This window comes from Enterobacter sp. SGAir0187 (assembly GCF_002952735.2).
GTDB lineage: Bacteria > Pseudomonadota > Gammaproteobacteria > Enterobacterales > Enterobacteriaceae > Enterobacter > Enterobacter quasiroggenkampii.
The window spans coordinates 1,617,678-1,642,035 of the sequence record NZ_CP025034.2; the positions used below are offsets into that span (position 1 = coordinate 1,617,678).

Annotated in this window: 20 protein-coding genes, 4 tRNA genes and 3 rRNA genes; 9 read left to right on the forward strand and 18 right to left on the reverse strand. The window is 54.1% G+C overall.

The genetic code is table 11. The features are described 5' to 3' along the window. The 6 genes from CWR52_RS07830 to dnaQ all read right to left on the reverse strand — a co-directional run bounded on the left by CWR52_RS07830 (position 1) and on the right by dnaQ (position 5,646). Complete coding sequence (locus CWR52_RS07830) at positions 1-1,515, reverse strand: ABC transporter substrate-binding protein (RefSeq protein ID WP_074167081.1); 1,515 nt, start codon at positions 1,513-1,515, stop codon at positions 1-3. A 2-nt stretch (positions 1,516-1,517) separates the two neighbouring features. After that, positions 1,518-2,600 (reverse strand): ABC transporter ATP-binding protein, encoded by a 1,083-nt coding sequence (locus CWR52_RS07835; protein WP_104949328.1) that lies wholly within the window; start codon positions 2,598-2,600, stop codon positions 1,518-1,520. Beyond that, entirely contained in the window at positions 2,597-3,610 is a 1,014-nt protein-coding gene (locus CWR52_RS07840) for an ABC transporter ATP-binding protein (RefSeq protein ID WP_104949329.1), read from the reverse strand. The genes CWR52_RS07835 and CWR52_RS07840 overlap by 4 nt, the downstream gene beginning before the upstream one ends. After that, positions 3,607-4,326: a FadR/GntR family transcriptional regulator gene (locus CWR52_RS07845; RefSeq protein WP_104949330.1), complete on the reverse strand. Its 720-nt coding sequence runs from the start codon at positions 4,324-4,326 to the stop codon at positions 3,607-3,609. The genes CWR52_RS07840 and CWR52_RS07845 overlap by 4 nt, the downstream gene beginning before the upstream one ends. Positions 4,327-4,705: 379 nt before the next feature. Continuing rightward, positions 4,706-4,782: transfer RNA gene (locus CWR52_RS07850), tRNA-Asp, on the reverse strand. Between the two features lie 132 nt (positions 4,783-4,914). Further along, the gene (gene dnaQ, locus CWR52_RS07855) at positions 4,915-5,646 is read right to left on the reverse strand and encodes a DNA polymerase III subunit epsilon (RefSeq protein ID WP_048029949.1); all 732 of its coding nucleotides are present in this window, start codon (positions 5,644-5,646) and stop codon (positions 4,915-4,917) included. Positions 5,647-5,710: 64 nt separating this feature from the next. On the opposite strand from dnaQ, the gene rnhA reads away from it, so the two are divergent. Then, positions 5,711-6,178, forward strand: coding sequence for a ribonuclease HI (gene rnhA, locus CWR52_RS07860; RefSeq protein ID WP_008500276.1), 468 nt, complete (start codon positions 5,711-5,713; stop codon positions 6,176-6,178). Here the strand turns inward: rnhA and CWR52_RS07865 are convergent, their stop codons facing one another. Then, on the reverse strand, positions 6,179-6,895 hold the full coding sequence (locus tag CWR52_RS07865) for a class I SAM-dependent methyltransferase (protein WP_045909859.1): 717 nt from the start codon (positions 6,893-6,895) through the stop codon (positions 6,179-6,181). Between the two features lie 32 nt (positions 6,896-6,927). Here CWR52_RS07865 and gloB point away from each other — a divergent pair, with 32 nt between their 5' ends. Next, positions 6,928-7,686 (forward strand): hydroxyacylglutathione hydrolase, encoded by a 759-nt coding sequence (gene gloB / locus CWR52_RS07870; RefSeq protein ID WP_045909860.1) that lies wholly within the window; start codon positions 6,928-6,930, stop codon positions 7,684-7,686. A 68-nt stretch (positions 7,687-7,754) separates the two neighbouring features. After that, positions 7,755-9,119 carry a murein transglycosylase D gene (gene mltD, locus CWR52_RS07875; RefSeq protein WP_045909861.1) on the forward strand — a complete coding sequence of 455 codons (1,365 nt, stop codon included), beginning with the start codon at positions 7,755-7,757 and terminating at the stop codon, positions 9,117-9,119. 52 nt (positions 9,120-9,171) lie between these two features. Here the strand turns inward: mltD and CWR52_RS07880 are convergent, their stop codons facing one another. The 3 genes from CWR52_RS07880 to CWR52_RS07890 all read right to left on the reverse strand — a co-directional run bounded on the left by CWR52_RS07880 (position 9,172) and on the right by CWR52_RS07890 (position 12,134). After that, entirely contained in the window at positions 9,172-9,945 is a 774-nt protein-coding gene (locus CWR52_RS07880; RefSeq protein WP_104949331.1) for a class I SAM-dependent methyltransferase, read from the reverse strand. 76 nt (positions 9,946-10,021) lie between these two features. Next, positions 10,022-10,822, reverse strand: coding sequence for an endonuclease/exonuclease/phosphatase family protein (locus CWR52_RS07885; protein ID WP_104950901.1), 801 nt, complete (start codon positions 10,820-10,822; stop codon positions 10,022-10,024). 136 nt (positions 10,823-10,958) lie between these two features. Continuing rightward, the gene (locus CWR52_RS07890) at positions 10,959-12,134 is read right to left on the reverse strand and encodes an MFS transporter (RefSeq protein WP_104949332.1); all 1,176 of its coding nucleotides are present in this window, start codon (positions 12,132-12,134) and stop codon (positions 10,959-10,961) included. 104 nt (positions 12,135-12,238) lie between these two features. Here CWR52_RS07890 and yafC point away from each other — a divergent pair, with 104 nt between their 5' ends. After that, positions 12,239-13,144 (forward strand): DNA-binding transcriptional regulator YafC, encoded by a 906-nt coding sequence (gene yafC / locus CWR52_RS07895; RefSeq protein WP_045909864.1) that lies wholly within the window; start codon positions 12,239-12,241, stop codon positions 13,142-13,144. A 29-nt stretch (positions 13,145-13,173) separates the two neighbouring features. Here the strand turns inward: yafC and dkgB are convergent, their stop codons facing one another. The 8 genes from dkgB to gmhB form a co-directional block, all read right to left on the reverse strand. Next, positions 13,174-13,977, reverse strand: a complete 804-nt coding sequence (gene dkgB / locus CWR52_RS07900; RefSeq protein ID WP_104949333.1) for a 2,5-didehydrogluconate reductase DkgB — start codon at positions 13,975-13,977, stop codon at positions 13,174-13,176. 160 nt (positions 13,978-14,137) lie between these two features. Then, a tRNA-Asp gene (locus CWR52_RS07905) sits at positions 14,138-14,214 on the reverse strand. Positions 14,215-14,270: 56 nt separating this feature from the next. Further along, positions 14,271-14,386 (reverse strand): 5S ribosomal RNA (gene rrf, locus CWR52_RS07910). A gap of 73 nt (positions 14,387-14,459) precedes the next feature. Then, positions 14,460-17,363, reverse strand: a 23S ribosomal RNA gene (locus tag CWR52_RS07915). 171 nt (positions 17,364-17,534) lie between these two features. Beyond that, positions 17,535-17,610, reverse strand: a tRNA-Ala gene (locus CWR52_RS07920). Positions 17,611-17,717: 107 nt separating this feature from the next. Next, a tRNA-Ile gene (locus tag CWR52_RS07925) sits at positions 17,718-17,794 on the reverse strand. A 70-nt stretch (positions 17,795-17,864) separates the two neighbouring features. Beyond that, positions 17,865-19,406: ribosomal RNA gene (locus CWR52_RS07930) — 16S ribosomal RNA — on the reverse strand. The 16S, 23S and 5S rRNA genes sit together here with 3 tRNA genes alongside, the layout of an rRNA operon. 369 nt (positions 19,407-19,775) lie before the next feature. Beyond that, positions 19,776-20,342 carry a D-glycero-beta-D-manno-heptose 1,7-bisphosphate 7-phosphatase gene (gmhB, locus tag CWR52_RS07935; protein WP_104949334.1) on the reverse strand — a complete coding sequence of 189 codons (567 nt, stop codon included), beginning with the start codon at positions 20,340-20,342 and terminating at the stop codon, positions 19,776-19,778. 188 nt (positions 20,343-20,530) lie between these two features. Here gmhB and metN point away from each other — a divergent pair, with 188 nt between their 5' ends. The 5 genes from metN to tsaA all read left to right on the forward strand — a co-directional run bounded on the left by metN (position 20,531) and on the right by tsaA (position 24,279). Beyond that, positions 20,531-21,562, forward strand: coding sequence for a methionine ABC transporter ATP-binding protein MetN (metN, locus tag CWR52_RS07940; RefSeq protein ID WP_023334590.1), 1,032 nt, complete (start codon positions 20,531-20,533; stop codon positions 21,560-21,562). After that, positions 21,555-22,208 carry a methionine ABC transporter permease MetI gene (locus CWR52_RS07945; RefSeq protein ID WP_003856130.1) on the forward strand — a complete coding sequence of 218 codons (654 nt, stop codon included), beginning with the start codon at positions 21,555-21,557 and terminating at the stop codon, positions 22,206-22,208. The genes metN and CWR52_RS07945 overlap by 8 nt, the downstream gene beginning before the upstream one ends. A 40-nt stretch (positions 22,209-22,248) precedes the next feature. Then, positions 22,249-23,064 (forward strand): methionine ABC transporter substrate-binding lipoprotein MetQ, encoded by an 816-nt coding sequence (gene metQ / locus CWR52_RS07950; protein ID WP_014168729.1) that lies wholly within the window; start codon positions 22,249-22,251, stop codon positions 23,062-23,064. 106 nt (positions 23,065-23,170) lie between these two features. Then, on the forward strand, positions 23,171-23,575 hold the full coding sequence (gene rcsF, locus CWR52_RS07955; RefSeq protein WP_104949335.1) for an Rcs stress response system protein RcsF: 405 nt from the start codon (positions 23,171-23,173) through the stop codon (positions 23,573-23,575). Further along, the gene (gene tsaA, locus CWR52_RS07960; RefSeq protein WP_104949336.1) at positions 23,572-24,279 is read left to right on the forward strand and encodes a tRNA (N6-threonylcarbamoyladenosine(37)-N6)-methyltransferase TrmO; all 708 of its coding nucleotides are present in this window, start codon (positions 23,572-23,574) and stop codon (positions 24,277-24,279) included. Before rcsF ends, tsaA begins: the two co-directional genes overlap by 4 nt. The last annotated feature ends 79 nt before the right edge of the window (positions 24,280-24,358 follow it).

The following is a 24,358-nucleotide window of genomic DNA, read 5'->3' on the forward strand; positions in this document are numbered from 1 at the left end:
TTATTTCGCCAGCGTCAAACCCGCCAGACGCACGATGCCGTCCGGGTAAGGCTTGAAGCCCTGCACGCTTTTGTTCAGGCCAAAAATACGCGGCTCGAAGTAGAGGTAGGCAATAGGCATGTCGGTTTGCAGCTGCTTCACCACCTTGTCGTACAGCGGCTGGCGCGCAGCCTGGTCGGTGCTTTGACGCGCCTGGGTCAGCCACTCATCAACCTGCGCATTGCTGTAGCGGCCGTCGTTCAGGGTGCCTTTGCTGTTGATAAAGCCGTAGATGCTGCCGTCCGGATCCGGGCGCCCCGACCAGCCGGAGAAGCTCAGCTGATAGTCCCCGCTCTGCTGGCGGTCCAGCAGCGTGGCGAATTCGGTCATCTGCAGGTTGAGGTTAAAGCCCGCCTCGGCGACCATCGCCTGCAGCACCTGCCCCACCTGCTGTGAGGTGGGGTTGTTCGGCACCAGCAGGTTGACGGTCAGCGGCGCGCTGACGCCTGCCGCTTTGAGCAGCGCTTTGGCCTTGTCGACGTCACGCGGCGGGACCGGCAGGTTGACGTGATACGGGCTGACCGTCGAAAACGCCTGATTGGCTGGCGTATACAGTCCTTCAAAGACCACCTGGTTTAGCGCATCGCGGTCGATAGCCTGCGAGAAGGCCTCGCGTACGCGGGCATCTTTGAACGGGTCGTTGGCCGGCACCTTGCCGTTGTTGATGTTGAAGGTGATGCCCTGATAGCCCAGGCCCGTTACCTTCGCCAGCGCCAGCTTGCTGTCGGCCTCGACGGTTTTCACGTCGCTGGCGGCGATGCCTTCGGTCAGATCGAGATCGCCCGCGCGCAGGTTCGCCAGACGCACGGAGGCATCCGGGATCGGCAGATAAATAATTTTGTCGAAGTGGTAGGCGTCTTTGTTCCAGTAGTTGTCGAAGCGGGTCAGAACAATGCGGTCCTGAGATACGCGGCTGTCGAATTTATACGGGCCGGAACAGACCGGATGGGCAGCAAAGTCAGGCTTTTTCGCCGCCTCGGGGGCCATCATCGCGCCCGCACGGTCGGTGAGCTGCATCAGCAGCGCGGCATCGGGCGTCTTCAGGTGCAGCGCAATCTGCATCGGGCCGGTGACCTCGACCGATTCAACGGAGGAGATCTCGCTCTTACGCAGGGAGCCTTTCAGGGTCAGGGCGCGGTCGAGGTTGTATTTTGCCGCGGCGGCATCGAATTTCTCACCGTCGTGGAAGGTGACGCCTTCGCGCAGATTGAGCGTCAGGGTTTTACCGTCGTCACTCCACGCCCAGTCTTTGGCCAGACCGGGGACAACCTTCAGGTTTTCATCCACGTCCACCAGCCTGTCGCACAGGGAGGCGAAGACGAAGCGGCCATAGTAGGTGCGCGCCAGGTGCGGGTCGAGCATGTCCGGATCTGCCCCCAGGCCAATACGCAGCACGCTTTCAGAATGGGCGGGCAGCGCCGCGCCAAGCAACATAACACTTCCCAGTACGGTCAAAAGAGAATTACGCATTGTCATTATCATGAGTTCCTTGAAGGAAGGGATGAGTGGGTGGCCGCGTGTTCAAACAGCGCGCGGCGGCGCAGAAAAGCGGCGGATGGCGGTGCGATCTGGATAACGCTGCGATCGCGGTTGATCTCCTGCCAGCGGTGGCAGGCAACCTGACGCCCGCCATCGAGCACCTGATTAATCGGCTCGACCTGGCGGCATTCGTCGGTAACGTACGGGCAGCGGGTGTGGAAACGACAGCCGGACGGCGGGCTGGCAGGGTTCGGTAAGTCCCCCTGCAGCAGCGGCGCGTCGCGTTCAGCGCCCGGCTGCATCTGCGGCGCCGAGGCGATAAGCGCCTGCGTATAAGGATGCAGCGGTGCGTCAAAGATCTCATCCACGGTGGCGAGCTCGACGATTTGCCCGAGATACATGACCGCCACGCGGTCGCTCATGTGGCGGATCACCGCCAGACCGTGGGCGACAATCACCATCGTCAGCCCCAGCTGGTGCTTCAGGCTTTCCAGCAAATTGACCACCTGCGCCTGGACGGAGACGTCCAGCGCGGATACCGGCTCATCGCCCAGCAGCAGCTTCGGTCCCGAGGCCAGCGCGCGCGCAATGCCGATACGCTGGCGCTGCCCGCCGGAAAACTCGTGCGGGTAGCGCCCGGCCCAGGCGGCGGGCAGGCCTACGGTTTTAAGCAGCTCGGCAACGCGGTACTGGCGGTCCGCTTTCTTCATGTTCTGGTGCAGCCACAGCGGCTCGCCGACAATCTGCGCCACCGTCATGCGCGGGTTCAGGGAGGCGAAGGGATCCTGAAAAATGATCTGCAACTCGCGCCGGAGCTGGTTCAGACGGGCGCCTGTGGCGTGGGTAATCTCCTCCCCCTGATAAAACACGCGCCCTTCGCTGGCGGCCAGCAGGCGCAGCAGCAGGCGGCCAAGCGTGGATTTTCCGGAACCGGACTCGCCGACAATCGCCAGCGTTTCGCCCGGCATGACCGCAAGCGACACGCGATCGACCGCCGTCACAAACCGGGCCGGGGTAAAGAGTTTTTTAGGGCCGGGGAACAGCTTGCTGAGGTCCCGTGCTTCAAGAATGGGCGTAGTCATGCGATTTCTCCCAGGGCGATGTGGTGTTCGAGCGGCACGCGGAAGCAGGCAACCTGATGGCCCGCGCCGAGCGTGGCGAGCTGCGGTTTTTCATCATGGCAGCGCGCCTGCGCAAACGGACAGCGGGTGGCAAAACGACAGCCCTTCGGCATGGATTCAGGCAGAGGTACCGAACCGGGAATGGTGGAAAGCGGGCCTTTACGTACGCCAAGGGAGGGGATCGAGCCCATCAGGCCGATAGTGTACGGGTGCTGCGGGTCGGCAAATATCGCCTCGACGCTGCCCTGCTCTACCACCTGTCCGGCATACATCACCGCCACCTGCTGCGCCACTTCGGCCACCACGCCTAAATCGTGGGTGATCATCAGCACCGCCGTGCCGGTTTCCTCTTTCAAGGTATTGAGCAAGGCGAGGATTTGCGCCTGGATGGTGACGTCAAGCGCAGTGGTCGGTTCGTCGGCAATCAATAATTTAGGATGATTAATCAGCGCCATGGCAATCATCACCCGCTGGCGCATGCCGCCGGAAAGCTGATGCGGATAAGCCTTAAGGCGCATCTCTGCCGCCGGGATCTGCACTTTCTCGAGGATCTGCCGCGCGACCTTCATCGCCTCTGCGCGCGAGACGTTCTGGTGCCGCATGACCGCTTCACTCAGTTGATCGCCCAGCGTAAACGCCGGATTGAGCGAGGTCATCGGCTCCTGGAAAATCATCGCCAGATCGCTGCCGCGCAGATCGGCATACTCCCGCGGCGAGAGCTTGCGCAGATCGTGGCGGCGAAACTGCATCTCCCCGCTGACGATCCGTGCGCTGGCGGGCAGTAACCCCATCAGCGCCAGTGAGGTGATACTTTTCCCGCAGCCGGACTCTCCCACCAGCGCCAGCGTTTCGCCCGCCCTGACGGTCAATGAGATACCGTCAAGCACGCTAACCGGCGAGCCCGCGAACGTAACGTTGAGGTTTTGTACTTGCAGAACGGGCGTGGCGTCTTTAAAGGGGATTGTCGTCATGGCGTGAAGTCGTCCTCAAGGTGGATCGCCTGAATCAGGGCGGTTTGCAGGCTGAGCAGATGTTCGCGCATGGCGGCCGCAGCTTCATTAGGCTGGCGATGGATAATCGCCGCCATGATTTTGTGGTGGTGGTCGTTATAGCTGTCGACACGTTCGGGCGTGCGGGCTAATTCGCGCAGATGCTGCCAGCCCGGTTCACGTCTGACGGCATCAATCGCATCAAACAGGCCGAGCATCAGACGGTTGCCCGCAGCCTCGGCAATCGCCCGGTGAAAGGCGCTATCCCACAGTTCATTGAGATCGCGGTCGTCCGGGCTGACCTTATCGATGCGTTCCAGCATGCGCTGCATAAGCGCGAGGTTTTCCCTGGTGGCACGCAGTGCCGCAAGCCGGGCCAGGCCGGGTTCGAGCTGAAGACGAGCCTCCATCACTTCCAGCAGGTTGGTTTGCTGCACCAGTCCCTGAAGGGCCAGCGGTTCAACAGGTGCTGACGGGCCGATAAAGGTCCCTTTGCCCTGCTTACGCCAGATACGCCCCTCTTCTTCCAGCACGTCCAGCGCACGACGGACTTCACGTCGCCCTACGCCGAGAGTGTCCGACAGCTCACGTTCCGTGGGCAGCGGAATGCCTGGTGTTGACTCATGCTGGTTGATTAGCCCGCGCAACTGCTCAAGCGCGGTGCTGGAATTGGCCAGAAACCGTGACAGTTTTTCCATATTGGTTCGCTCGCTTTCATCATTGCTTTATTTTTATTAACGATAAGTTATTGATATGGAATGAAGCTTATCGTGCTAATGATTAAGCAATAACCAAACCAATACGTAATTGGTTCGGTATTTTTTTGGCAAGCGGGAGATAACCAAATGATTCTGAGTGAATTATTTTTACAGAAAGACACATTCTGAATGAGGTCTGAAGAGAGGCATGATGGCAAAATGCACAACAACAGTGCAAATAACGCACTACAACCGTGCAATTGTTAATTAATTGCACCATTTATATTAACTTTTTGTTAACGATAAGTGAGAGGATGGAATTACAGAACGCTGAAACGACGAAGGCCTGAATCATTTCTGATTCAGGCCTTCTGAATAGTGGCGGAACGGACGGGACTCGAACCCGCGACCCCCTGCGTGACAGGCAGGTATTCTAACCGACTGAACTACCGCTCCACTGTTCCCGTTTGGGGAACGAGGCGCATATTACGGTGCGCCTCCGATCTCGTCAACGCTTTTTCTCGCGTTTTGAATCGTTTGCTGCAAAAATCGCCCAAACGATGATTTTACAGGCATTCCGGCGTTTTTTCAGGCACGCCAGAGACAGCTGCCGCCCTTCTTCTGCACCAGATCAAGACGGGATTCGTGGTTAAGCAGCTCTTCATCACTGGCTAAAACAACCCGTAGCCGGCTTGCCTGACGGACAACACGCTGAATACCCGCTTCGCCCTGCGTCTGCTGAGACTCATTTTCCATACTGAACTTCATTGACGTCTGCCCGCCGGTCATCGTCAGATAGACATCGGCGAGGATCTGGGCATCGAGCAACGCCCCGTGGAGCGTTCGTTTGGTATTGTCTATCTCGTAGCGCGAACAAAGTGCATCCAGGCTGTTACGCTTGCCGGGAAACATCTTCCTCGCCAGCGCCAGACTGTCTGTTACCTTACAGAAGGTGTTCGTCTTCGGGATATCACGATTAAGCTTGCTGAATTCATAGTCCATAAAGCCGATATCGAACGAGGCGTTATGGATGACAAGCTCGGCGCCCTTGATGTATTCCAGAAATTCGTCAGCCACATCCGCAAACGTCGGCTTATCCAGCAAGAACTCATCGGCAATACCGTGAACGCCAAACGCTTCGGGGTCCACCAGCCGATCGGGCTTAAGGTAGACGTGGAAGTTGTTCCCCGTAAGACGACGGTTCACCACTTCAACGGCGCCGATCTCGATGATCTTATGCCCTTCGTAGTGCGCGCCGATCTGGTTCATACCGGTGGTTTCGGTATCGAGGACGATCTGGCGAGTAATTGCAGTGCTCATAGCGGTCATTTATGTCAGACTTATCGTTTAACTGAACGTTTCAAATACAGGAAGTCTACCAGAGATGCGTAAACAGGTAGAAATTTTCACCGATGGATCTTGTCTCGGCAACCCAGGTCCCGGCGGCTACGGCGCGATTATGCGCTATCGCCAGCACGAAAAAACTTTTAGCGAAGGCTATTTTCTGACCACCAATAACCGGATGGAGCTCATGGCGGCCATTGTGGCGCTGGAGGCGTTAAAAGAACATTGTGACGTGGTGTTAAGTACCGACAGTCAGTACGTCCGCCAGGGAATTACCCAGTGGATCCATAACTGGAAAAAACGCGGCTGGAAGACTGCCGATAAGAAACCGGTCAAGAACGTCGATCTCTGGAAACGTCTTGATGCTGCGCTGGGCCAGCACCAGATTAAATGGGAGTGGGTTAAAGGGCACGCCGGCCATCCGGAAAACGAACGCTGTGACGAGCTGGCGCGTGCGGCGGCCGCTAACCCAGCGCATGAGGACGCGGGCTATCAGCCTGAATCCTGATCACGGCTTTTTGTATTGCCGCGTGGCGCCAACGGTCTGACGGATTGGCGTTTTCGATTTGCTCTGCTTCATGGGATTAAGCGTAAGGGGAATGGTTCGCTTACGCGCGACGATAAACTGCATGCAGCCTAACGCAGGCAAATGCGTGCTCAACAAGACGCCCCCCTGCCGCGCCCAGGGCAGCACCTGAAAACCGCCGTAGCAGAGCACTTCGAAGTTCAGCAGTGACAGCCAGTCGAGCTGGCGCATCATGGTGAACATCCGGCTGTTGTAAGGCGGCGTCCGACGCAGCACCGGTACCAGCTTACGCAGGCCCATCAGGCTCAGCGGATTGAATCCGCTCAGTACCAGCCAGCCGTCATCAATCAGCACGCGATCGGCTTCGCGAAGCAGACGGTGCGGATCGCTGCACCAGGGTAACGTATGTGCGAGCAAGCACGCATCAACGGATTTTTCCGCAAACGGCAGATGTAACGGGTCTGCTTTCACCTGAACCGGCGATCCGCCGAGAGAGACGTTGACCTGATGCGAGATAGCGCAGCTTTCGGTATTGATTTCCGCGCTGAGATTGCCAATCTTAAGCAGGTGAAAGCCATACATTTTCGCCAGCCAGGGCTTCAGCTGTTGCTCTAACGCTTCGCGATAGTATTCACCCCAGGGCAATTCCGCCCAACGTTCCGGTGCTGCGACAGTCTGAGGTATCCTTGCCGGTTTCATCAACACACCCGCCACGCTATTAGAGGTAATGTATGAATCTTATCAGTATTTCCGCTTTTGAGGACAATTACATCTGGGTTTTGGTGGACGATGAACGTCGATGCGTCATTGTCGATCCCGGAGAATCCGCCCCCGTACTGCGCGCAATAAAAGAGAACGGCTGGCAGCCGGAAGCCATTCTGTTGACGCATCACCATCACGATCATACGGGCGGCGTGCCTGAACTACGCGCCCACTTTCCGCATGTTGTGGTTTACGGACCGGCAGAGGCACAAGATAAGGGACTCACGCAAGTAGTCGAAGAAGGCGAAAAAATCCTCATACGTGAGTGGGAGTTTTCCGTATTTGCCACACCGGGTCACACTTTGGGACATCTGTGTTTCTACAGTAAGCCTTATCTTTTTTGCGGCGACACGCTGTTCTCCGGAGGCTGCGGAAGACTGTTTGAAGGCACACCAGCACAAATGTATCAGTCTTTACAGAAGATTAACGCATTACCCGATGATACCGTTATTTGTTGCGCGCATGAGTATACATTAGGAAATATGAAGTTTGCCGTCAGCCTGTTACCTGAGGATCGGGCGATTCAGGATTATTATCACAAAGTGAAGGAGTTACGTGCAAAAAACCAAAAAACACTCCCCGTAATTCTGAAAAACGAGCGCCAAATTAATTTATTTTTACGAACAGATGATATTGATTTAATTAATAAAATTAACCAAGAAACAAATTTGCAACAACCAGAACAGCGATTTGCATGGTTAAGGTCAAAGAAAGATAACTTCAGATAATTGCGGGTTGCCTTTTCAAAATTTCGCCGTTATCATCGCTCGTCTTTTAAGCAACTATTGACACACACATGAAGGCAAAAGCGATATTACTCGCCTCTGTCCTGCTTGTAGGTTGCCAGTCCCAGAACGGCAGCAACGTACAACAGCACGCACAGAGCCTTTCTGCAGCTGGTCAAGGGGAAGCAGGGAAGTTTACAAGTTCGGCGCGCTGGATGGACGATGGAACATCTTTCGCGCAGGATCAAGACTTGTGGACCTCTATTGGCGACGAGCTAAAGATGGGAATTCCGGAAAATACCCGGATTCGCGAACAGAAACAGAAGTATTTAAGTAATAAGAGCTATCTCCACGATGTAACGTTACGGGCAGAGCCGTATATGTACTGGATAGCCGGGCAAGTTAAGAAACGTAACATGCCTATGGAGCTGGTACTCCTACCCATAGTGGAGAGCGCTTTTGACCCACACGCGACGTCTGGCGCCAATGCCGCAGGCATTTGGCAGATCATTCCGAGCACCGGGCGAAACTATGGTCTGAAACAGACCCGCAACTATGATGCGCGTCGTGATGTTGTCGCTTCAACGACAGCCGCTCTCGACATGATGCAACGTCTGAACAAGATGTTTGACGGCGACTGGCTATTAACAGTCGCAGCGTACAATAGCGGCGAAGGTCGTGTACTGAAGGCAATGAAAGCGAATAAAGCACGGGGTAAATCCACCGATTTTTGGTCGCTCTCACTGCCACAGGAAACAAAGATTTACGTACCGAAAATGCTGGCTTTGAGCGATATTCTCAAGAACAGCAAGCGTTACGGTGTGCAACTGCCAACACCAGACGAAAGTCGTGCACTGGCGCGTGTTCGCCTCAGCAATCCGGTTGATATTCAACAGGTTGCTGATATGACGGGTATGTCGGTAAGTAAACTAAAAACCTTTAATGCTGGTGTTAAAGGCTCAACGCTGGGGGCGAGTGGTCCGCAGTATGTAATGGTTCCGCAGAAACATGCTGAGCAGTTACGTGAGTCTTTAGCTTCGGGTGAAATCGCCGCCGTTCAGTCAACGCTGATCGCGGATGCCTCACCCGTCAACAGCCGCAGTTATAAGGTTCGTTCAGGTGATACGCTTTCAGGCATTGCATCACGTCTTGGCGTGAGCGCAAAAGATCTCCAGCAGTGGAACAATCTGCGCGGATCGGGCTTGAAAGTGGGTCAGAATCTGACGGTTGGCGCAGGTAGCAGCGCGCAGCGTCTTGCCAACAACAGCGATAGCATTACCTATCGCGTGCGTAAGGGTGATTCGCTGTCCAGTATCGCAAAACGTCACGGCGTGAACATAAAAGATGTGATGCGCTGGAACAATGATACTGACAATCTGAAACCAGGCGACCAGCTGACGCTGTTTGTGAAGAACAGCGCGACGCCAGACTCCTGATAACACGACCGAAAGATAAAAAGGCACCGATTCCCCTCGGTGCCTTTTTTGTTTATCCCGCTTTTTGCGCTTCCGCCATGATGGTATCGCTGGTAAATGAACCATCGTCCTGCAGTTCAAAGTACGCCTTCACCTCTGCCGACGCACTCTCCTGATACAGCCTGATTGCCTGGCTTAATGCTTCCGGGGTGCGCATACGCGCTATCCACGAGCTAAACTCCAGCGGCAAACGGTCTGTGATTAACGAGCGTGTAATCAGTCCCGCTTCCGTGATAAGCGATAACCACTCTCCGCTGGCGTAGTTTTGCACATGCGAGGTGTCGCGCAGCGCTTCCACCGTTTGCAGCCAGATATTGCGCACAGGATGCCCAGGCGACATCACATCCATAATAATGAGGATGCCGCCCGGCTTCAGAACACGTTTGACTTCGCGTAATGCCTGGCCAACATCATGCCAGTGGTGCGCGGAGTAACGGCTGATCACCACCTCAAACGACGCATCATCAAAAGGTAAGGATTCGGCATAGCCCTGGTGCGTATCAATGTTGTCCAGCCCCTTCGCTTTCGCCGCCTCAGCAACGACGTCCAGCATCTGGCTGGATAAATCATACGCGGTAACGTGCGCGACATGCTGTGCAGCCGTAAAGCTGGCATGCCCTGCACCACAGCCTAAATCCAGCACGTGCGCCTGCGGAAATGCCGACAGGCGCTCACCGAGACGCACCAGATCGCGGCCTGAAGCGTGTACGGCGCTGCTCAGATACGCATTTGCCTGAGAACCAAACTGTTTTTCTACGTTGTCATGATGGGAGTGTGTTGTTGTCATCGTACTGTCCTTTGTGGGTTAAAAATTAAAGGGCAGCACCTGCACAGGCCTGCCCCACGGCAGACCTGACACACCATTATTTATCAGGTTTGCCGGGACTGAATTCGACGAGTAGAGGGTTATGATCCGAGGCGCGCGTCACCAGCACGGAGGCGTCATGCACGCTCAAACCACGATAGAAGACAAAGTCGAGAGGACGACCAAAGGCTTTTTTGCGCTGGTCATCGCTAAAACGAACTTCACGCAGCGACATTTCGCGCGCAAAGCGATACAGCGCATTCATGCGTGGACGGCTCCAGGCATTGAAATCGCCGGCCATAATGATGGGTCCGCTGTGATGCGCTATCTGATCGCCAATCGGAAGTAACTGCTTACTGTACACATCCACGCCCAGGCTGAAGTTCACCGCGTGGATATTCACGACCATCAGCATACGGGTATCCGGCAGCGGATAGACCGTCACCAGCGCCGATTTCGCCAGGCGCAGAATAGGTTCGCGCTCGCGGAGCGGGCAACAGTAGACCGGATGTGCTGCTGAAAGCGTCATCACACCTGAGGGATGTTGTGGCAGAACAAATGCAGGCACCTGGTCGGCGGCAAGATAGTTTGTGGTGGCAAACCTTACCAACTCAGGGGTGGTTTGCGCCTCCTGGAGCAGAACCAGGTGGGCATCTTTTCCAAAATTCTTGAGTACCGATAACCATTCGGCACGCTGCTGCTTAAAGATATTCCACACCAGTACACGGATTTTCTCATCGCTGCTTAACGGTGTGCCGGCGGGTAATGCCTGGCTTATGCTCGCAAATGACCCCGGAGGCAAGATCCTCTCCGCGGGCAGTCCGGCTACATAACGCATGGCATAGGTATTTTTTCGCACTTTTGGAAACAGCCTCTGTAACATGAACCAGTCCGGAAAACGGACTGGTTCTAATGTTATAGGGACTTTAGGTCACACTTTCAACGCAATTTCTGAGAAACCGCTTTCCAGTTTTGTAAGCAAGCGCTTACTGATGTTAACCCAGCGCGACGCGGGCGGGTTTATCAAGGCGCCCACTCAGGCCAATCAGCAGGAAGGCCACCAGGACAATCACCGCGCCAATCCACGGGGTCTGGGTTAATCCAACATGTGCTACGGTTTGCCCGCCAATGATGGAGCCCAGCGCAATACCAATATTAAAAGCGGCAATGTTCAGACCCGATGCCACATCCACCGCATTGGGCGTATAGAGCTCGGCTTTCTGTACAACATAAACCTGAAGCCCAGGCACATTACCAAAGGCAAAGATCCCCATGACCAGCACCGTGACCAGCGCGGCGTACTGTATCGAAGCCGTAAACTGGAAAATCATCAACAGAACGACCAGCGCGGCGAAGATAAATTTCAGCGCCGGTACCGCCCCATGCTTATCCGCAAGCTTGCCGCCCCAGATATTGCCAATCGCAACGGAAATACCGTATCCCAGCAAAATCCAGCTCACGGCATTGGGGGAGAAACCTGCCAGGTCCTGCATCATCGGTGCGAGGAAGGTGAAGGCGGTGAATACGCCACCATAGCCCAGCGCCGTAACCGCGTAGATGATCAGCAAACGCGGATGCGTGAGCACCTTCAGCTGATCGCTCAGGCTGGCGCTGGCCCGGCCAGGAATATTCGACGGCACCAGGAGCAGGCTGGTCACCAGGGCAATGACGCCCAGTAAGGAGACGGCCAGGAACGTTTCACGCCAGCCGAAGTGTTGTCCAATAAACGTGCCCAATGGTACGCCCGTGACGAGTGCAACGGTCAGCCCACCGAACATGATCGCAATGGCGGAGGCCGCTTTCTCTTTGGGTACCAGGCTGGTTGCAATAGTGGAACCAATCGAGAAGAACACCCCGTGTGCAAGGCCGGTCAACAGACGAGCGATAACCAGCGTGGTGTAGTCCGGTGCCTGCCAGGCCAGCACGTTGCCGGCGGTGAACAGCACCATTAATGCAACTAACAGCTGCTTACGCGGAAAGCGTCCGGTCAGCGCCGTCAGCACGGGGGCACCGACGGCAACGCCCAGGGCATAGATGGACACCAGTAATCCGGCGGAGGGCAATGAGATCGCAAGCTGGTTAGCAATGGTGGGAACCAGTCCCACGATAACAAATTCGGTCGTGCCAATTGCAAAGGCACTGATCGTCAGGGCAAGAAGCGCCAGTGGCATAAAATACTCCGTATCATCAGGATTAAGATGACAGGCAGTATGCGCCAGTGCTTAAATAACAAAAATGGTCAAAATATCAATAGAATTTTTCGGATGGTGCAACAATGAAAGCAACGTCGGAAGAGCTGACAATCTTTGTCGCCGTCGTCGAAAGCGGCAGCTTTAGCCGCGCGGCCGAACAGCTGGGACAGGCTAACTCAGCCATTAGCCGCTCGGTAAAAAAGCTGGAGATGAAGCTTGGGGTGAGCCTGCTCAACCGAACGACGCGGCAGCTGAGCCTGACGGAAGAAGGAGAGCGTTATTTTCGCCGCGTGCAGTCGGTACTGCAGGAGATGGCCGCAGCGGAGACCGAGATTATGGAAACCCGCAGCACGCCGCGCGGGTTACTGCGCATTGATGCGGCCACGCCGGTTGTGCTTCACTTTCTGATGCCGCTGATTAAACCTTTCCGCGAACGTTATCCTGAGATGACGCTCTCTCTGGTCTCCTCAGAGACGTTTATCAACCTCATCGAGCGAAAGGTAGATGTAGCTATCCGCGCGGGAACGCTGACCGATTCAAGCTTGCGTGCCCGCCCTCTGTTTGCCAGCTACCGAAAAATTATCGCGTCGCCACAGTATATTGCTGAACATGGTAAACCGGAGACGGTTGAAGAACTGAAGCAGCATCTGTGCCTGGGCTTTACGGAGCCGGTATCGCTGAACACCTGGCCTGTCGCCTGTCATGATGGGCAACTTCATGAAATCACTAGCGGATTGTCGTCTAACAGCGGGGAAACGTTGAAGCAGTTGTGCCTGGAAGGCAATGGTATCGCCTGCCTGTCAGACTATATGATCGATAAGGAGATTGCGCGGGGTGAACTGGTGGAATTGATGGCCGATAAACGCCTGCCGGTCGAAATGCCTTTTAGCGCGGTGTATTACAGTGACAGAGCGGTGAGTACGCGCATTCGTGCCTTTATTGATTTTCTGAGTGAACATATAAAAACAGCTCCCGGAGGAGCTGTGTGAGGGTTCAGGTTACAGAGGGTGGGTCAAACTTAATCCCAGTGAGGGGCTAAGCCTTCCGGACTGACCAGGCGATCGTTGCACTCAAGGGCTGCGATCGCTTTTTTATCGTCAGCATCCAGGTGAAGATCCGTTGCTAACAGGTTGCTCGCCAGGTTTTCACGTTTAGTTGAAGATGGGATCACGGCATAACCTTCACCCATTGCCCATGCCAGAATGACCTGCGCGGCAGTCGCGTTATGTTTCTCAGCGATACGCGTAATCACTTCATCTTTCAGCGCTTTACCATAGGCCAGCGTCATGTATGAGGTGATGTGGATCCCGTGCTGTTTTGCCCAGTCCACGACTTTGCGGTTCTGCAGGTAAGGAGACAGTTCAATCTGGTTGGTCGCAATATTTTCTGCACCTACAGCCGCAATGGCTTTTTCCATCAGTGGGATCGTGAAGTTGGAGATCCCAATTTCGCGGGTTAAGCCCTGCTTTTTCGCTTCCAGCAGCGCCTGCATGAATTCTTCCACGGAGACGGCATCGTTTGGTGATGGCCAGTGGATCAGCGTCAGATCGACGTAGTCAGTACGCAGTTTTTTCAGGCTTTCTTTCAGGCTTGGGATCAGCTTGTCTTTGCTGAGATTATCAATCCAGATTTTCGTGGTAATGAACAGCTCATTACGCGGTACACCGCTCTCTTCGAGAGCTTGTCCAACGGCAGCTTCGTTTTCATAGATCTGCGCCGTATCAACTGCGCGATAGCCCAGTTCGAGTGCGGTTTTAACTGATGCGATAACAACGTCGTCTTTCAGGCGGAAAGTGCCCAGACCAAATGCAGGGAGAGTCATAATTTTCCTCAATCATTATGTTCGTAAACTGAGGACGATTATCGCTGGCGGTGTTATAGAGAAAAAGATCGTAAAACGCAGAGGATTTTTGCTGATTTCGCAATAATTAAACGTCAGATAAGAAAAAAGCCCTGAGCGTTAACTCAGGGCTTTTAATAAGTGGCGGAACGGACGGGACTCGAACCCGCGACCCCCTGCGTGACAGGCAGGTATTCTAACCGACTGAACTACCGCTCCACCGAAGACTGCTTGTAACCACCGGATTAATGCACCGGCTTACTACTTAATTTGATGCCTGGCAGTTCCCTACTCTCACATGGGGAGACCCCACACTACCATCGGCGCTACGGCGTTTCACTTCTGAGTTCGGCATGGGGTCAGGTGGGACCACCGCGCTAAAGCCGCCAGGCAAATTCTGTTTAATCTGTATCAAGGCTGAATTTTGATTGTTCGTCTCGTCGCCAAAACATCTTCGGCGTTGTAAGGTTAAGCCTCACGGTTCATTAGTATCGGTTAGCTCAACGCATCGCTGCGCTTACACACCCGACCTATCAACGTCATAGTCTTTAACGTTCCTTCAGGAGACTTAAAGTCTCAGGGAGAACTCATCTCGGGGCAAGTTTCGTGCTTAGATGCTTTCAGCACTTATCTTTTCCGCATTTAGCTACCGGGCAGTGCCATTGGCATGACAACCCGAACACCAGTGATGCGTCCACTCCGGTCCTCTCGTACTAGGAGCAGCCCCCCTCAATTCTCCAGCGCCCACGGCAGATAGGGACCGAACTGTCTCACGACGTTCTAAACCCAGCTCGCGTACCACTTTAAATGGCGAACAGCCATACCCTTGGGACCTACTTCAGCCCCAGGATGTGATGAGCCGACATCGAGGTGCCAAACACCGCCGTCGATATGAACTCTTGGGCGGTATCAGCCTGTTATCCCCGGAGTACCTTTTATCCGTTGAGCGATGGCCCTTCCATTCAGAACCACCGGATCACTATGACCTGCTTTCGCACCTGCTCGAGCCGTCACTCTCGCAGTCAAGCTAGCTTATGCCATTGCACTAACCTCCTGATGTCCGACCAGGATTAGCTAACCTTCGTGCTCCTCCGTTACTCTTTGGGAGGAGACCGCCCCAGTCAAACTACCCACCAGACACTGTCCGCAACCCGGATCACGGGTCTACGTTAGAACACCAGCCATTAAAGGGTGGTATTTCAAGGACGGCTCCACGCAGACTGGCGTCCACGCTTCAAAGCCTCCCACCTATCCTACACATCAAGGACCAGTGTTCAGTGTCAAGCTATAGTAAAGGTTCACGGGGTCTTTCCGTCTTGCCGCGGGTACACTGCATCTTCACAGCGAGTTCAATTTCACTGAGTCTCGGGTGGAGACAGCCTGGCCATCATTACGCCATTCGTGCAGGTCGGAACTTACCCGACAAGGAATTTCGCTACCTTAGGACCGTTATAGTTACGGCCGCCGTTTACCGGGGCTTCGATCAAGAGCTTCGCGTTGCCGCTAACCCCATCAATTAACCTTCCGGCACCGGGCAGGCGTCACACCGTATACGTCCACTTTCGTGTTTGCACAGTGCTGTGTTTTTAATAAACAGTTGCAGCCAGCTGGTATCTTCGACTGATTTCAGCTCCACCCGCAGGGGCTTCACCTACATATCAGCGTGCCTTCTCCCGAAGTTACGGCACCATTTTGCCTAGTTCCTTCACCCGAGTTCTCTCAAGCGCCTTGGTATTCTCTACCTGACCACCTGTGTCGGTTTGGGGTACGATTTAATGTTACCTGATGCTTAGAGGCTTTTCCTGGAAGCAGGGCATTTGTTACTTCAGCACCGTAGTGCCTCGTCATCACACCTCAGCGTTAAAAGGTACCGGATTTACCTGGAACCTCCGCCTACATGCTTAAACCGGGACAACCGTCGCCCGGCTAACATAGCCTTCTCCGTCCCCCCTTCGCAGTAACACCAAGTACAGGAATATTAACCTGTTTCCCATCGACTACGCCTTTCGGCCTCGCCTTAGGGGTCGACTCACCCTGCCCCGATTAACGTTGGACAGGAACCCTTGGTCTTCCGGCGAGCGGGCTTTTCACCCGCTTTATCGTTACTTATGTCAGCATTCGCACTTCTGATACCTCCAGCATGCCTCACAGCACACCTTCAACGGCTTACAGAACGCTCCCCTACCCAACAACGCATAAGCGTCGCTGCCGCAGCTTCGGTGCATGGTTTAGCCCCGTTACATCTTCCGCGCAGGCCGACTCGACCAGTGAGCTATTACGCTTTCTTTAAATGATGGCTGCTTCTAAGCCAACATCCTGGCTGTCTGTGCCTTCCCACATCGTTTCCCACTTAACCATGACTTTGGGACCTTAGCTGGCGGTCTGGGTTGTTTCCCTCTTCACGACGGACGTTAGCACCCGCCGTGTGTCTCCCGTGATAACATTCTTCGGTATTCGTAGTTTGCATCGGGTTGGTAAGCCGGGATGGCCCCCTAGCCGAAACAGTGCTCTACCCCCGAAGATGAATTCACGAGGCGCTACCTAAATAGCTTTCGGGGAGAACCAGCTATCTCCCGGTTTGATTGGCCTTTCACCCCCAGCCACAAGTCATCCGCTAATTTTTCAACATTAGTCGGTTCGGTCCTCCAGTTAGTGTTACCCAACCTTCAACCTGCCCATGGCTAGATCACCGGGTTTCGGGTCTATACCCTGCAACTTAACGCCCAGTTAAGACTCGGTTTCCCTTCGGCTCCCCTATACGGTTAACCTTGCTACAGAATATAAGTCGCTGACCCATTATACAAAAGGTACGCAGTCACACCACGAAGGTGCTCCCACTGCTTGTACGTACACGGTTTCAGGTTCTTTTTCACTCCCCTCGCCGGGGTTCTTTTCGCCTTTCCCTCACGGTACTGGTTCACTATCGGTCAGTCAGGAGTATTTAGCCTTGGAGGATGGTCCCCCCATATTCAGACAGGATACCACGTGTCCCGCCCTACTCTTCGAGTTCACAACCTGTGTGTTTTCGTGTACGGGACTGTCACCCTGTACCGTGCGACTTTCCAGACGCTTCCACTAACACACAAGCTGATTCAGACTCTGGGCTGCTCCCCGTTCGCTCGCCGCTACTGGGGGAATCTCGGTTGATTTCTTTTCCTCGGGTACTTAGATGTTTCAGTTCCCCCGGTTCGCCTCGTTAACCTATGTATTCAGTTAACGATAGTGTGACGAATCACACTGGGTTTCCCCATTCGGACATCGCCGGGTCAAAGGTTCATATCACCTCGCCGGCGCTTTTCGCAGATTAGCACGTCCTTCATCGCCTCTGACTGCCAGGGCATCCACCGTGTACGCTTAGTCGCTTAACCTCACAACCCGAAGATGTTTCACTTCATGATTGCGAAAATTTGAGAGACTCGAACACACCATTAAGATGTGTCGTTTCAATTTTCAGCTTGATCCAGATTTTTAAAGAGCAAAACTTCGCAGTGCACCTTTTCAGGTTCACTCTGAAGTTTTCTTGGGTTCGCAGTAAAAGATGGTGGAGCTATGCGGGATCGAACCGCAGACCTCCTGCGTGCAAAGCAGGCGCTCTCCCAGCTGAGCTATAGCCCCATCGTTTTGCAATCTCTGTACCGGTAATTTTTCCTGAGACAAGGCGTGGTAACGCGAAGCATACATCAGTATGTGAGCGTTGCCGCAACGCAGTATCAGGGAAAATTTGGTAGGCCTGAGTGGACTTGAACCACCGACCTCACCCTTATCAGGGGTGCGCTCTAACCACCTGAGCTACAAGCCTGCAGAGATTTTTACTGCTGTTTTTTCATCAGACAATCTGTGTGAGCACTGCAAAGGCAGGTTCTTTAAGGTAAGGAGGTGATCCAACCGCAGGTTCCCCTACGGTTACCTTGTTACGACTTCACCCCAGTCATGAATCACAAAGTGGTAAGCGCCCTCCCGAAGGTTAAGCTACCTACTTCTTTTGCAACCCACTCCCATGGTGTGACGGGCGGTGTGTACAAGGCCCGGGAACGTATTCACCGTAGCATTCTGATCTACGATTACTAGCGATTCCGACTTCATGGAGTCGAGTTGCAGACTCCAATCCGGACTACGACGCACTTTATGAGGTCCGCTTGCTCTCGCGAGGTCGCTTCTCTTTGTATGCGCCATTGTAGCACGTGTGTAGCCCTACTCGTAAGGGCCATGATGACTTGACGTCATCCCCACCTTCCTCCAGTTTATCACTGGCAGTCTCCTTTGAGTTCCCGGCCTAACCGCTGGCAACAAAGGATAAGGGTTGCGCTCGTTGCGGGACTTAACCCAACATTTCACAACACGAGCTGACGACAGCCATGCAGCACCTGTCTCAGAGTTCCCGAAGGCACCAATCCATCTCTGGAAAGTTCTCTGGATGTCAAGAGTAGGTAAGGTTCTTCGCGTTGCATCGAATTAAACCACATGCTCCACCGCTTGTGCGGGCCCCCGTCAATTCATTTGAGTTTTAACCTTGCGGCCGTACTCCCCAGGCGGTCGACTTAACGCGTTAGCTCCGGAAGCCACGCCTCAAGGGCACAACCTCCAAGTCGACATCGTTTACGGCGTGGACTACCAGGGTATCTAATCCTGTTTGCTCCCCACGCTTTCGCACCTGAGCGTCAGTCTTTGTCCAGGGGGCCGCCTTCGCCACCGGTATTCCTCCAGATCTCTACGCATTTCACCGCTACACCTGGAATTCTACCCCCCTCTACAAGACTCTAGCCTGCCAGTTTCGAATGCAGTTCCCAGGTTGAGCCCGGGGATTTCACATCCGACTTGACAGACCGCCTGCGTGCGCTTTACGCCCAGTAATTCCGATTAACGCTTGCACCCTCCGTATTACCGCGGCTGCTGGCACGGAGTTAGCCGGTGCTTCTTCTGCGGGTAACGTCAATCGGTGAGGTTATTAACCTCACCGCCTTCCTCCCCGCTGAAAGTACTTTACAACCCGAAGGCCTTCTTCATACACGCGGCATGGCTGCATCAGGCTTGCGCCCATTGTGCAATATTCCCCACTGCTGCCTCCCGTAGGAGTCTGGACCGTGTCTCAGTTCCAGTGTGGCTGGTCATCCTCTCAGACCAGCTAGGGATCGTCGCCTAGGTGAGCCGTTACCCCACCTACTAGCTAATCCCATCTGGGCACATCTGATGGCAAGAGGCCCGAAGGTCCCCCTCTTTGGTCTTGCGACGTTATGCGGTATTAGCTACCGTTTCCAGTAGTTATCCCCCTCCATCAGGCAGTTTCCCAGACATTACTCACCCGTCCGCCGCTCGCCGGCAAAGTAGCAAGCTACTTTCCGCTGCCGCTCGACTTGCATGTGTTAGGCCTGCCGCCAGCGTTCAATCTGAGCCATGATCAAACTCTTCAATTTAAGTTTGATGCTCGTGAATTAAACTTCGTAATGAATTACGCATGTTCACTCAGAGACTTGGTATTCATTTATTGTCCGAAGACATTAAGAATCCATGTCACTTTGAGTGCCCACACAGATTGTCTGATAAATTGTTAAAGAGCAGTGCAACGCGGCTTTCGCTCACCGTTGCGAGGTGGCGTATATTACGCTTTCCTCTTTCAGAGTCAACCCGTTATTTCAGGATTTTTTCTCTTCAACCGAACCGCTTGTTGTGTGAAGTGATTCACATCCGCCGTGTCGATGGAGGCGCATTATAGGGGGCCGCCGAGGAATGACAAGCGGAAAAATGCATTTTTATTTCAATCGCTCATCTTTTCACCAGAAAGGCTATTTTTGGTGCTTTTTAATCTCTTTTGGCAGTTCGGCCAGACTATTAATTACCCAATCCGCCGCATTCTCAGCTTCTGGCGTCACAGGCTTGCCGGTGCGCACTAATATTTTGGTCCCTACACCCGCTTCTGCTGCAGCCTGCATATCTTCCAGTTTATCGCCCACCATATAAGAAGCAGCCATATCAATGTGCAGAAACTCCTGTGCAGAGATGAACATCCCAGGATGCGGCTTACGGCAATCACAGGTCTGACGATATTCTTCTACGGTTCCCTGTGGGTGATGCGGACAATAGTAGATGCCATCGAGATCCACACCGCGGTCAGCCAGCGACCAGTCCATCCATTCCGTCAGCGTCTCAAACTGCGCTTCAGTGAATTTACCGCGTGCAATACCGGACTGGTTCGTCACAACCACCAGCGCATAGCCCATCTCTTTCAACTGGCGCATGGCATCTATTACGCCCTCGATAAACTCGAACTCATCAATCTCATGGACATAACCGTGATCCACATTAATAGTGCCGTCACGATCGAGGAAAATTGCGGGTACTGATTTTGCCACCGGTTTGCTCCTGAAAAAGGCATGTTCGACTAGTATCTCATGAATCGCAGCGCAATAAAGTGCTCATCGTACAGAGTTGGATTGATTTAGACGTCTGGATGCCTTAACATCCGTTTTGTTTACGGTCATCACCCGTATCTGGCAGAAGAAAATGCCACGGCTAACTTACATACGATAAAAATAATCTAATGATTAAACTTTCCAATATCACCAAAGTGTTCCAGCAGGGGAACCGAACCATTCAGGCGCTGAACAACGTCAGCCTGCATGTTCCTGCTGGTCAAATTTATGGCGTCATTGGCGCATCAGGTGCAGGTAAAAGCACGCTGATCCGTTGTGTTAACCTGCTTGAGCGCCCAACCCAGGGCAGCGTAGAAGTTGGCGGCCAGGAACTTACCGCCCTTTCAGAGAAAGAACTCACCAAAGCGCGTCGTCAGATTGGCATGATTTTCCAGCACTTTAACCTGCTGGCCTCCCGCACCGTGTTCGGCAACGTTGCCTTACCGCTTGAGCTGGATAACACGCCAAAAGAAGAAGTGAAGCGTCGCGTCACCGAGCTGCTCGACCTTGTGGGTCTGGGCGACAAACACGATAGCTACCCGGCAAACTTGTCCGGTGGGCAAAAACAACGTGTGGCCATTGCCCGCGCGCTGGCAAGCAATCCTAAGGTACTGCTGTGCGATGAAGCCACCAGCGCACTGGATCCGGCAACCACGCGTTCGATTCTGGAACTGCTGAAGGACATTAATCGTCGCCTGGGCCTGACGATCCTCCTCATTACGCACGAGATGGATGTGGTGAAACGCATCTGCGACTGTGTGGCGGTCATCAGCAACGGTGAGCTGATCGAGCAGGACACGGTAAGTGAAGTGTTCTCGCACCCGAAAACCCCGCTGGCGCAGCAGTTCATCCAGTCCACGCTGCATCTGGATATTCCGGAAGATTATCTGGAACGCCTGAAAACCGAACCAACGGCAGACAGCGTCCCGATGCTGCGCATGGAGTTCACCGGTCAGTCCGTTGATGCTCCCCTGCTTTCCGAAACCGCACGTCGTTTTAACGTGAACAACAACATCATCAGCGCGCAGATGGATTACGCCGGTGGCGTAAAGTTCGGCATCATGCTGACAGAAATGCACGGCACACAAGAAGAAACCCAGGCTGCGATTGCCTGGCTGCAAGAACATCACGTAAAAGTAGAGGTACTGGGTTATGTCTGAGCCGATGATGTGGCTGCTGGTTCGCGGCGTTTGGGAAACGCTGGCAATGACCTTTGTCTCTGGCTTCTTTGGTTTTGTGATTGGCCTGCCGGTCGGCGTGTTGCTGTACGTGACGCGTCCGGGTCAAATCATTGAGAACGCGAAGCTGTACCGTACGCTCTCTGCGCTGGTGAACATCTTCCGTTCTATCCCGTTCATTATTTTACTGGTGTGGATGATTCCGTTTACCCGCGTGATCGTCGGAACGTCTATCGGTCTGCAGGCGGCGATCGTTCCGCTGACCGTTGGCGCTGCGCCGTTTATCGCCCGTATGGTGGAAAACGCCCTGCTGGAAATCCCAACCGGTTTGATCGAAGCTTCCCGTGCGATGGGTGCCACGCCGATGCAGATCGTCCGCAAGGTTCTGCTGCCGGAGGCACTGCCAGGGCTGGTGAATGCGGCAACCATTACGCTTATCACCCTGGTCGGTTATTCCGCGATGGGCGGTGCCGTAGGCGCGGGCGGTTTAGGTCAGATTGGTTACCAGTACGGCTATATTGGATATAACGCGACCGTGATGAATACCGTTCTGGTATTGCTGGTTGTGCTGGTTTACTTAATCCAGTTCTCTGGCGATCGCATCGTCCGGGCTGTTACGCATAAATAACGTTACACACAACACAAACTCTACGAGTTAAGGATAAAACATGGCGTTTAAATTAAAGACCTTCGCAGCAGTAGGCGCGCTGATCGGCTCTCTGGCACTGGTGGGTTGCGGTCAGGACGAAAAGGATCCAAACCACATTAAAGTGGGCGTTATCGTAGGTGCAGAACAGCAGGTTGCGGAAGTTGCTCAGAAAGTGGCAAAAGAGAAGTATGGCCTCGACGTGGAGCTGGTGACCTTCAACGATTACGTTCTGCCGAACGAAGCGCTGAGCAAAGGCGATATCGACGCGAACGCCTTCCAGCATAAGCCATATCTGGACCAGCAGATCAAAGATCGTGGCTATAAACTGGTGGGTGTCGGTAACACCTTCGTTTATCCGATTGCCGGTTACTCTAAGAAAATTAAATCACTGGACGAACTGCAGCCGGGCTCTCAGGTTGCCGTGCCTAACGACCCAACTAACCTTGGTCGTTCCCTGCTGCTGCTGCAGAAAGTGGGCCTGATCAAACTGAAAGACGGTGTCGGCCTGCTGCCAACCGTTCTGGATGTCACCGAGAACCCGAAAAATCTGAAAATTGTTGAACTGGAAGCACCGCAGCTGCCACGTTCTCTGGACGATGCGCAGATTGCTCTGGCCGTTATCAACACCACGTACGCCAGCCAGATTGGCCTGACGCCAGCCAAAGACGGTATCTTCGTTGAAGATAAAGACTCCCCGTACGTTAACCTGATCGTGACTCGCGAAGACAACAAAGACGCGGAAAACGTGAAGAAATTCGTTCAGGCTTATCAGTCTGATGAAGTTTACCAGGAAGCCAACAAAGTGTTTAACGGCGGCGCTGTTAAAGGCTGGTAATCTCACCTCAGTGTAATATCATCAGGACGGGCTTATGCCCGTCTTGTCATTTGTGCAGTCAACTGATTCAATATCTGACGTTTTGATTATCCATTGAGGAAATATTATGCGTGCTTTACCGATCTGTCTTTTAGCACTCATGCTGAGCGGCTGTTCTATGCTAAGCAGATCTCCCGTTGAACCTGTTCAAAGCACGGCAACCCCGCCAAAGACCGAGCCTGCGAAACCGAAAGTGGTTCGCCCTTCGCCGGTTCGCATTATCACGAAAGCGGACGAACTCGTCGGTAAACCGTTCCGTGAACTGGGCGAAGTGAGCGGCGAATCCTGTCAGGCGACCAATCAGGACTCACCACCGAATATTCCGACTGCGCGTAAACGCATGCAGATTAATGCCGCAAAAATGAAAGCCAACGCGGTCCTGCTGCACAGTTGTGAAGTCACCAGCGGCACGCCGGGCTGCTACCGTCAGGCGGTGTGCATCGGTTCTGCGCTGAACATTACGGCGAAATGAGTGCATTTCAGTTCGAGCAGATAGGCGTTATCCACTCTCCTTATAAAGAGAAGTTCGCCGTCCCCCGCCAGCCCGGTCTTGTCACCAGCGGACGCGGTGAGCTTCACCTGATTGCGCCCTACAATCAGGCCGATGCGGTACGCGGGCTTGAGGCGTTCAGCCATCTTTGGGTGGTGTTCGTGTTTCACCAGACGATGGAAGGCGGCTGGCGTCCGACCGTGCGCCCTCCTCGTCTTGGCGGCAATGCGAGAATGGGCGTGTTTGCGACGCGCTCGACCTTCCGCCCCAATCCGGTTGGCATGTCGCTGGTTGAACTGAAAGGCATACGCTGCCAGAAAGATCAGGTGATACTCGAGTTAGGTAGCCTGGACCTGGTCGACGGCACGCCGGTTATCGACATCAAACCCTATTTGCCCTTCGCCGAAGCCCTCCCGGACGCGCGTGCAAGCTATGCTCAGGACGCCCCGCAGGCGGACATGCCGGTGTATTTTACGCCTGAGATAACCGCACAGCTTGTTCAGCTGGAAAAGCGCTATCCTCGCTTACGGGATTTCATCACCGAAGTGCTGGCACAGGATCCGCGTCCGGCCTACCGTAAAGAAGAGGAAGCGGGAAAAACGTACGCCGTCTGGCTGCTAGATTTTAACGTTCGCTGGCGCGTCACCGGGGCAGGTTTTGAAGTGTTTGCCCTGGAACCCAGGTAATTTTGTTCTCCTCTCTTTTGGCATCTTTGCCACACTGGTAAACTAAACCACTTTTTTTGTGTCAGGCTGGTGTTTCAGC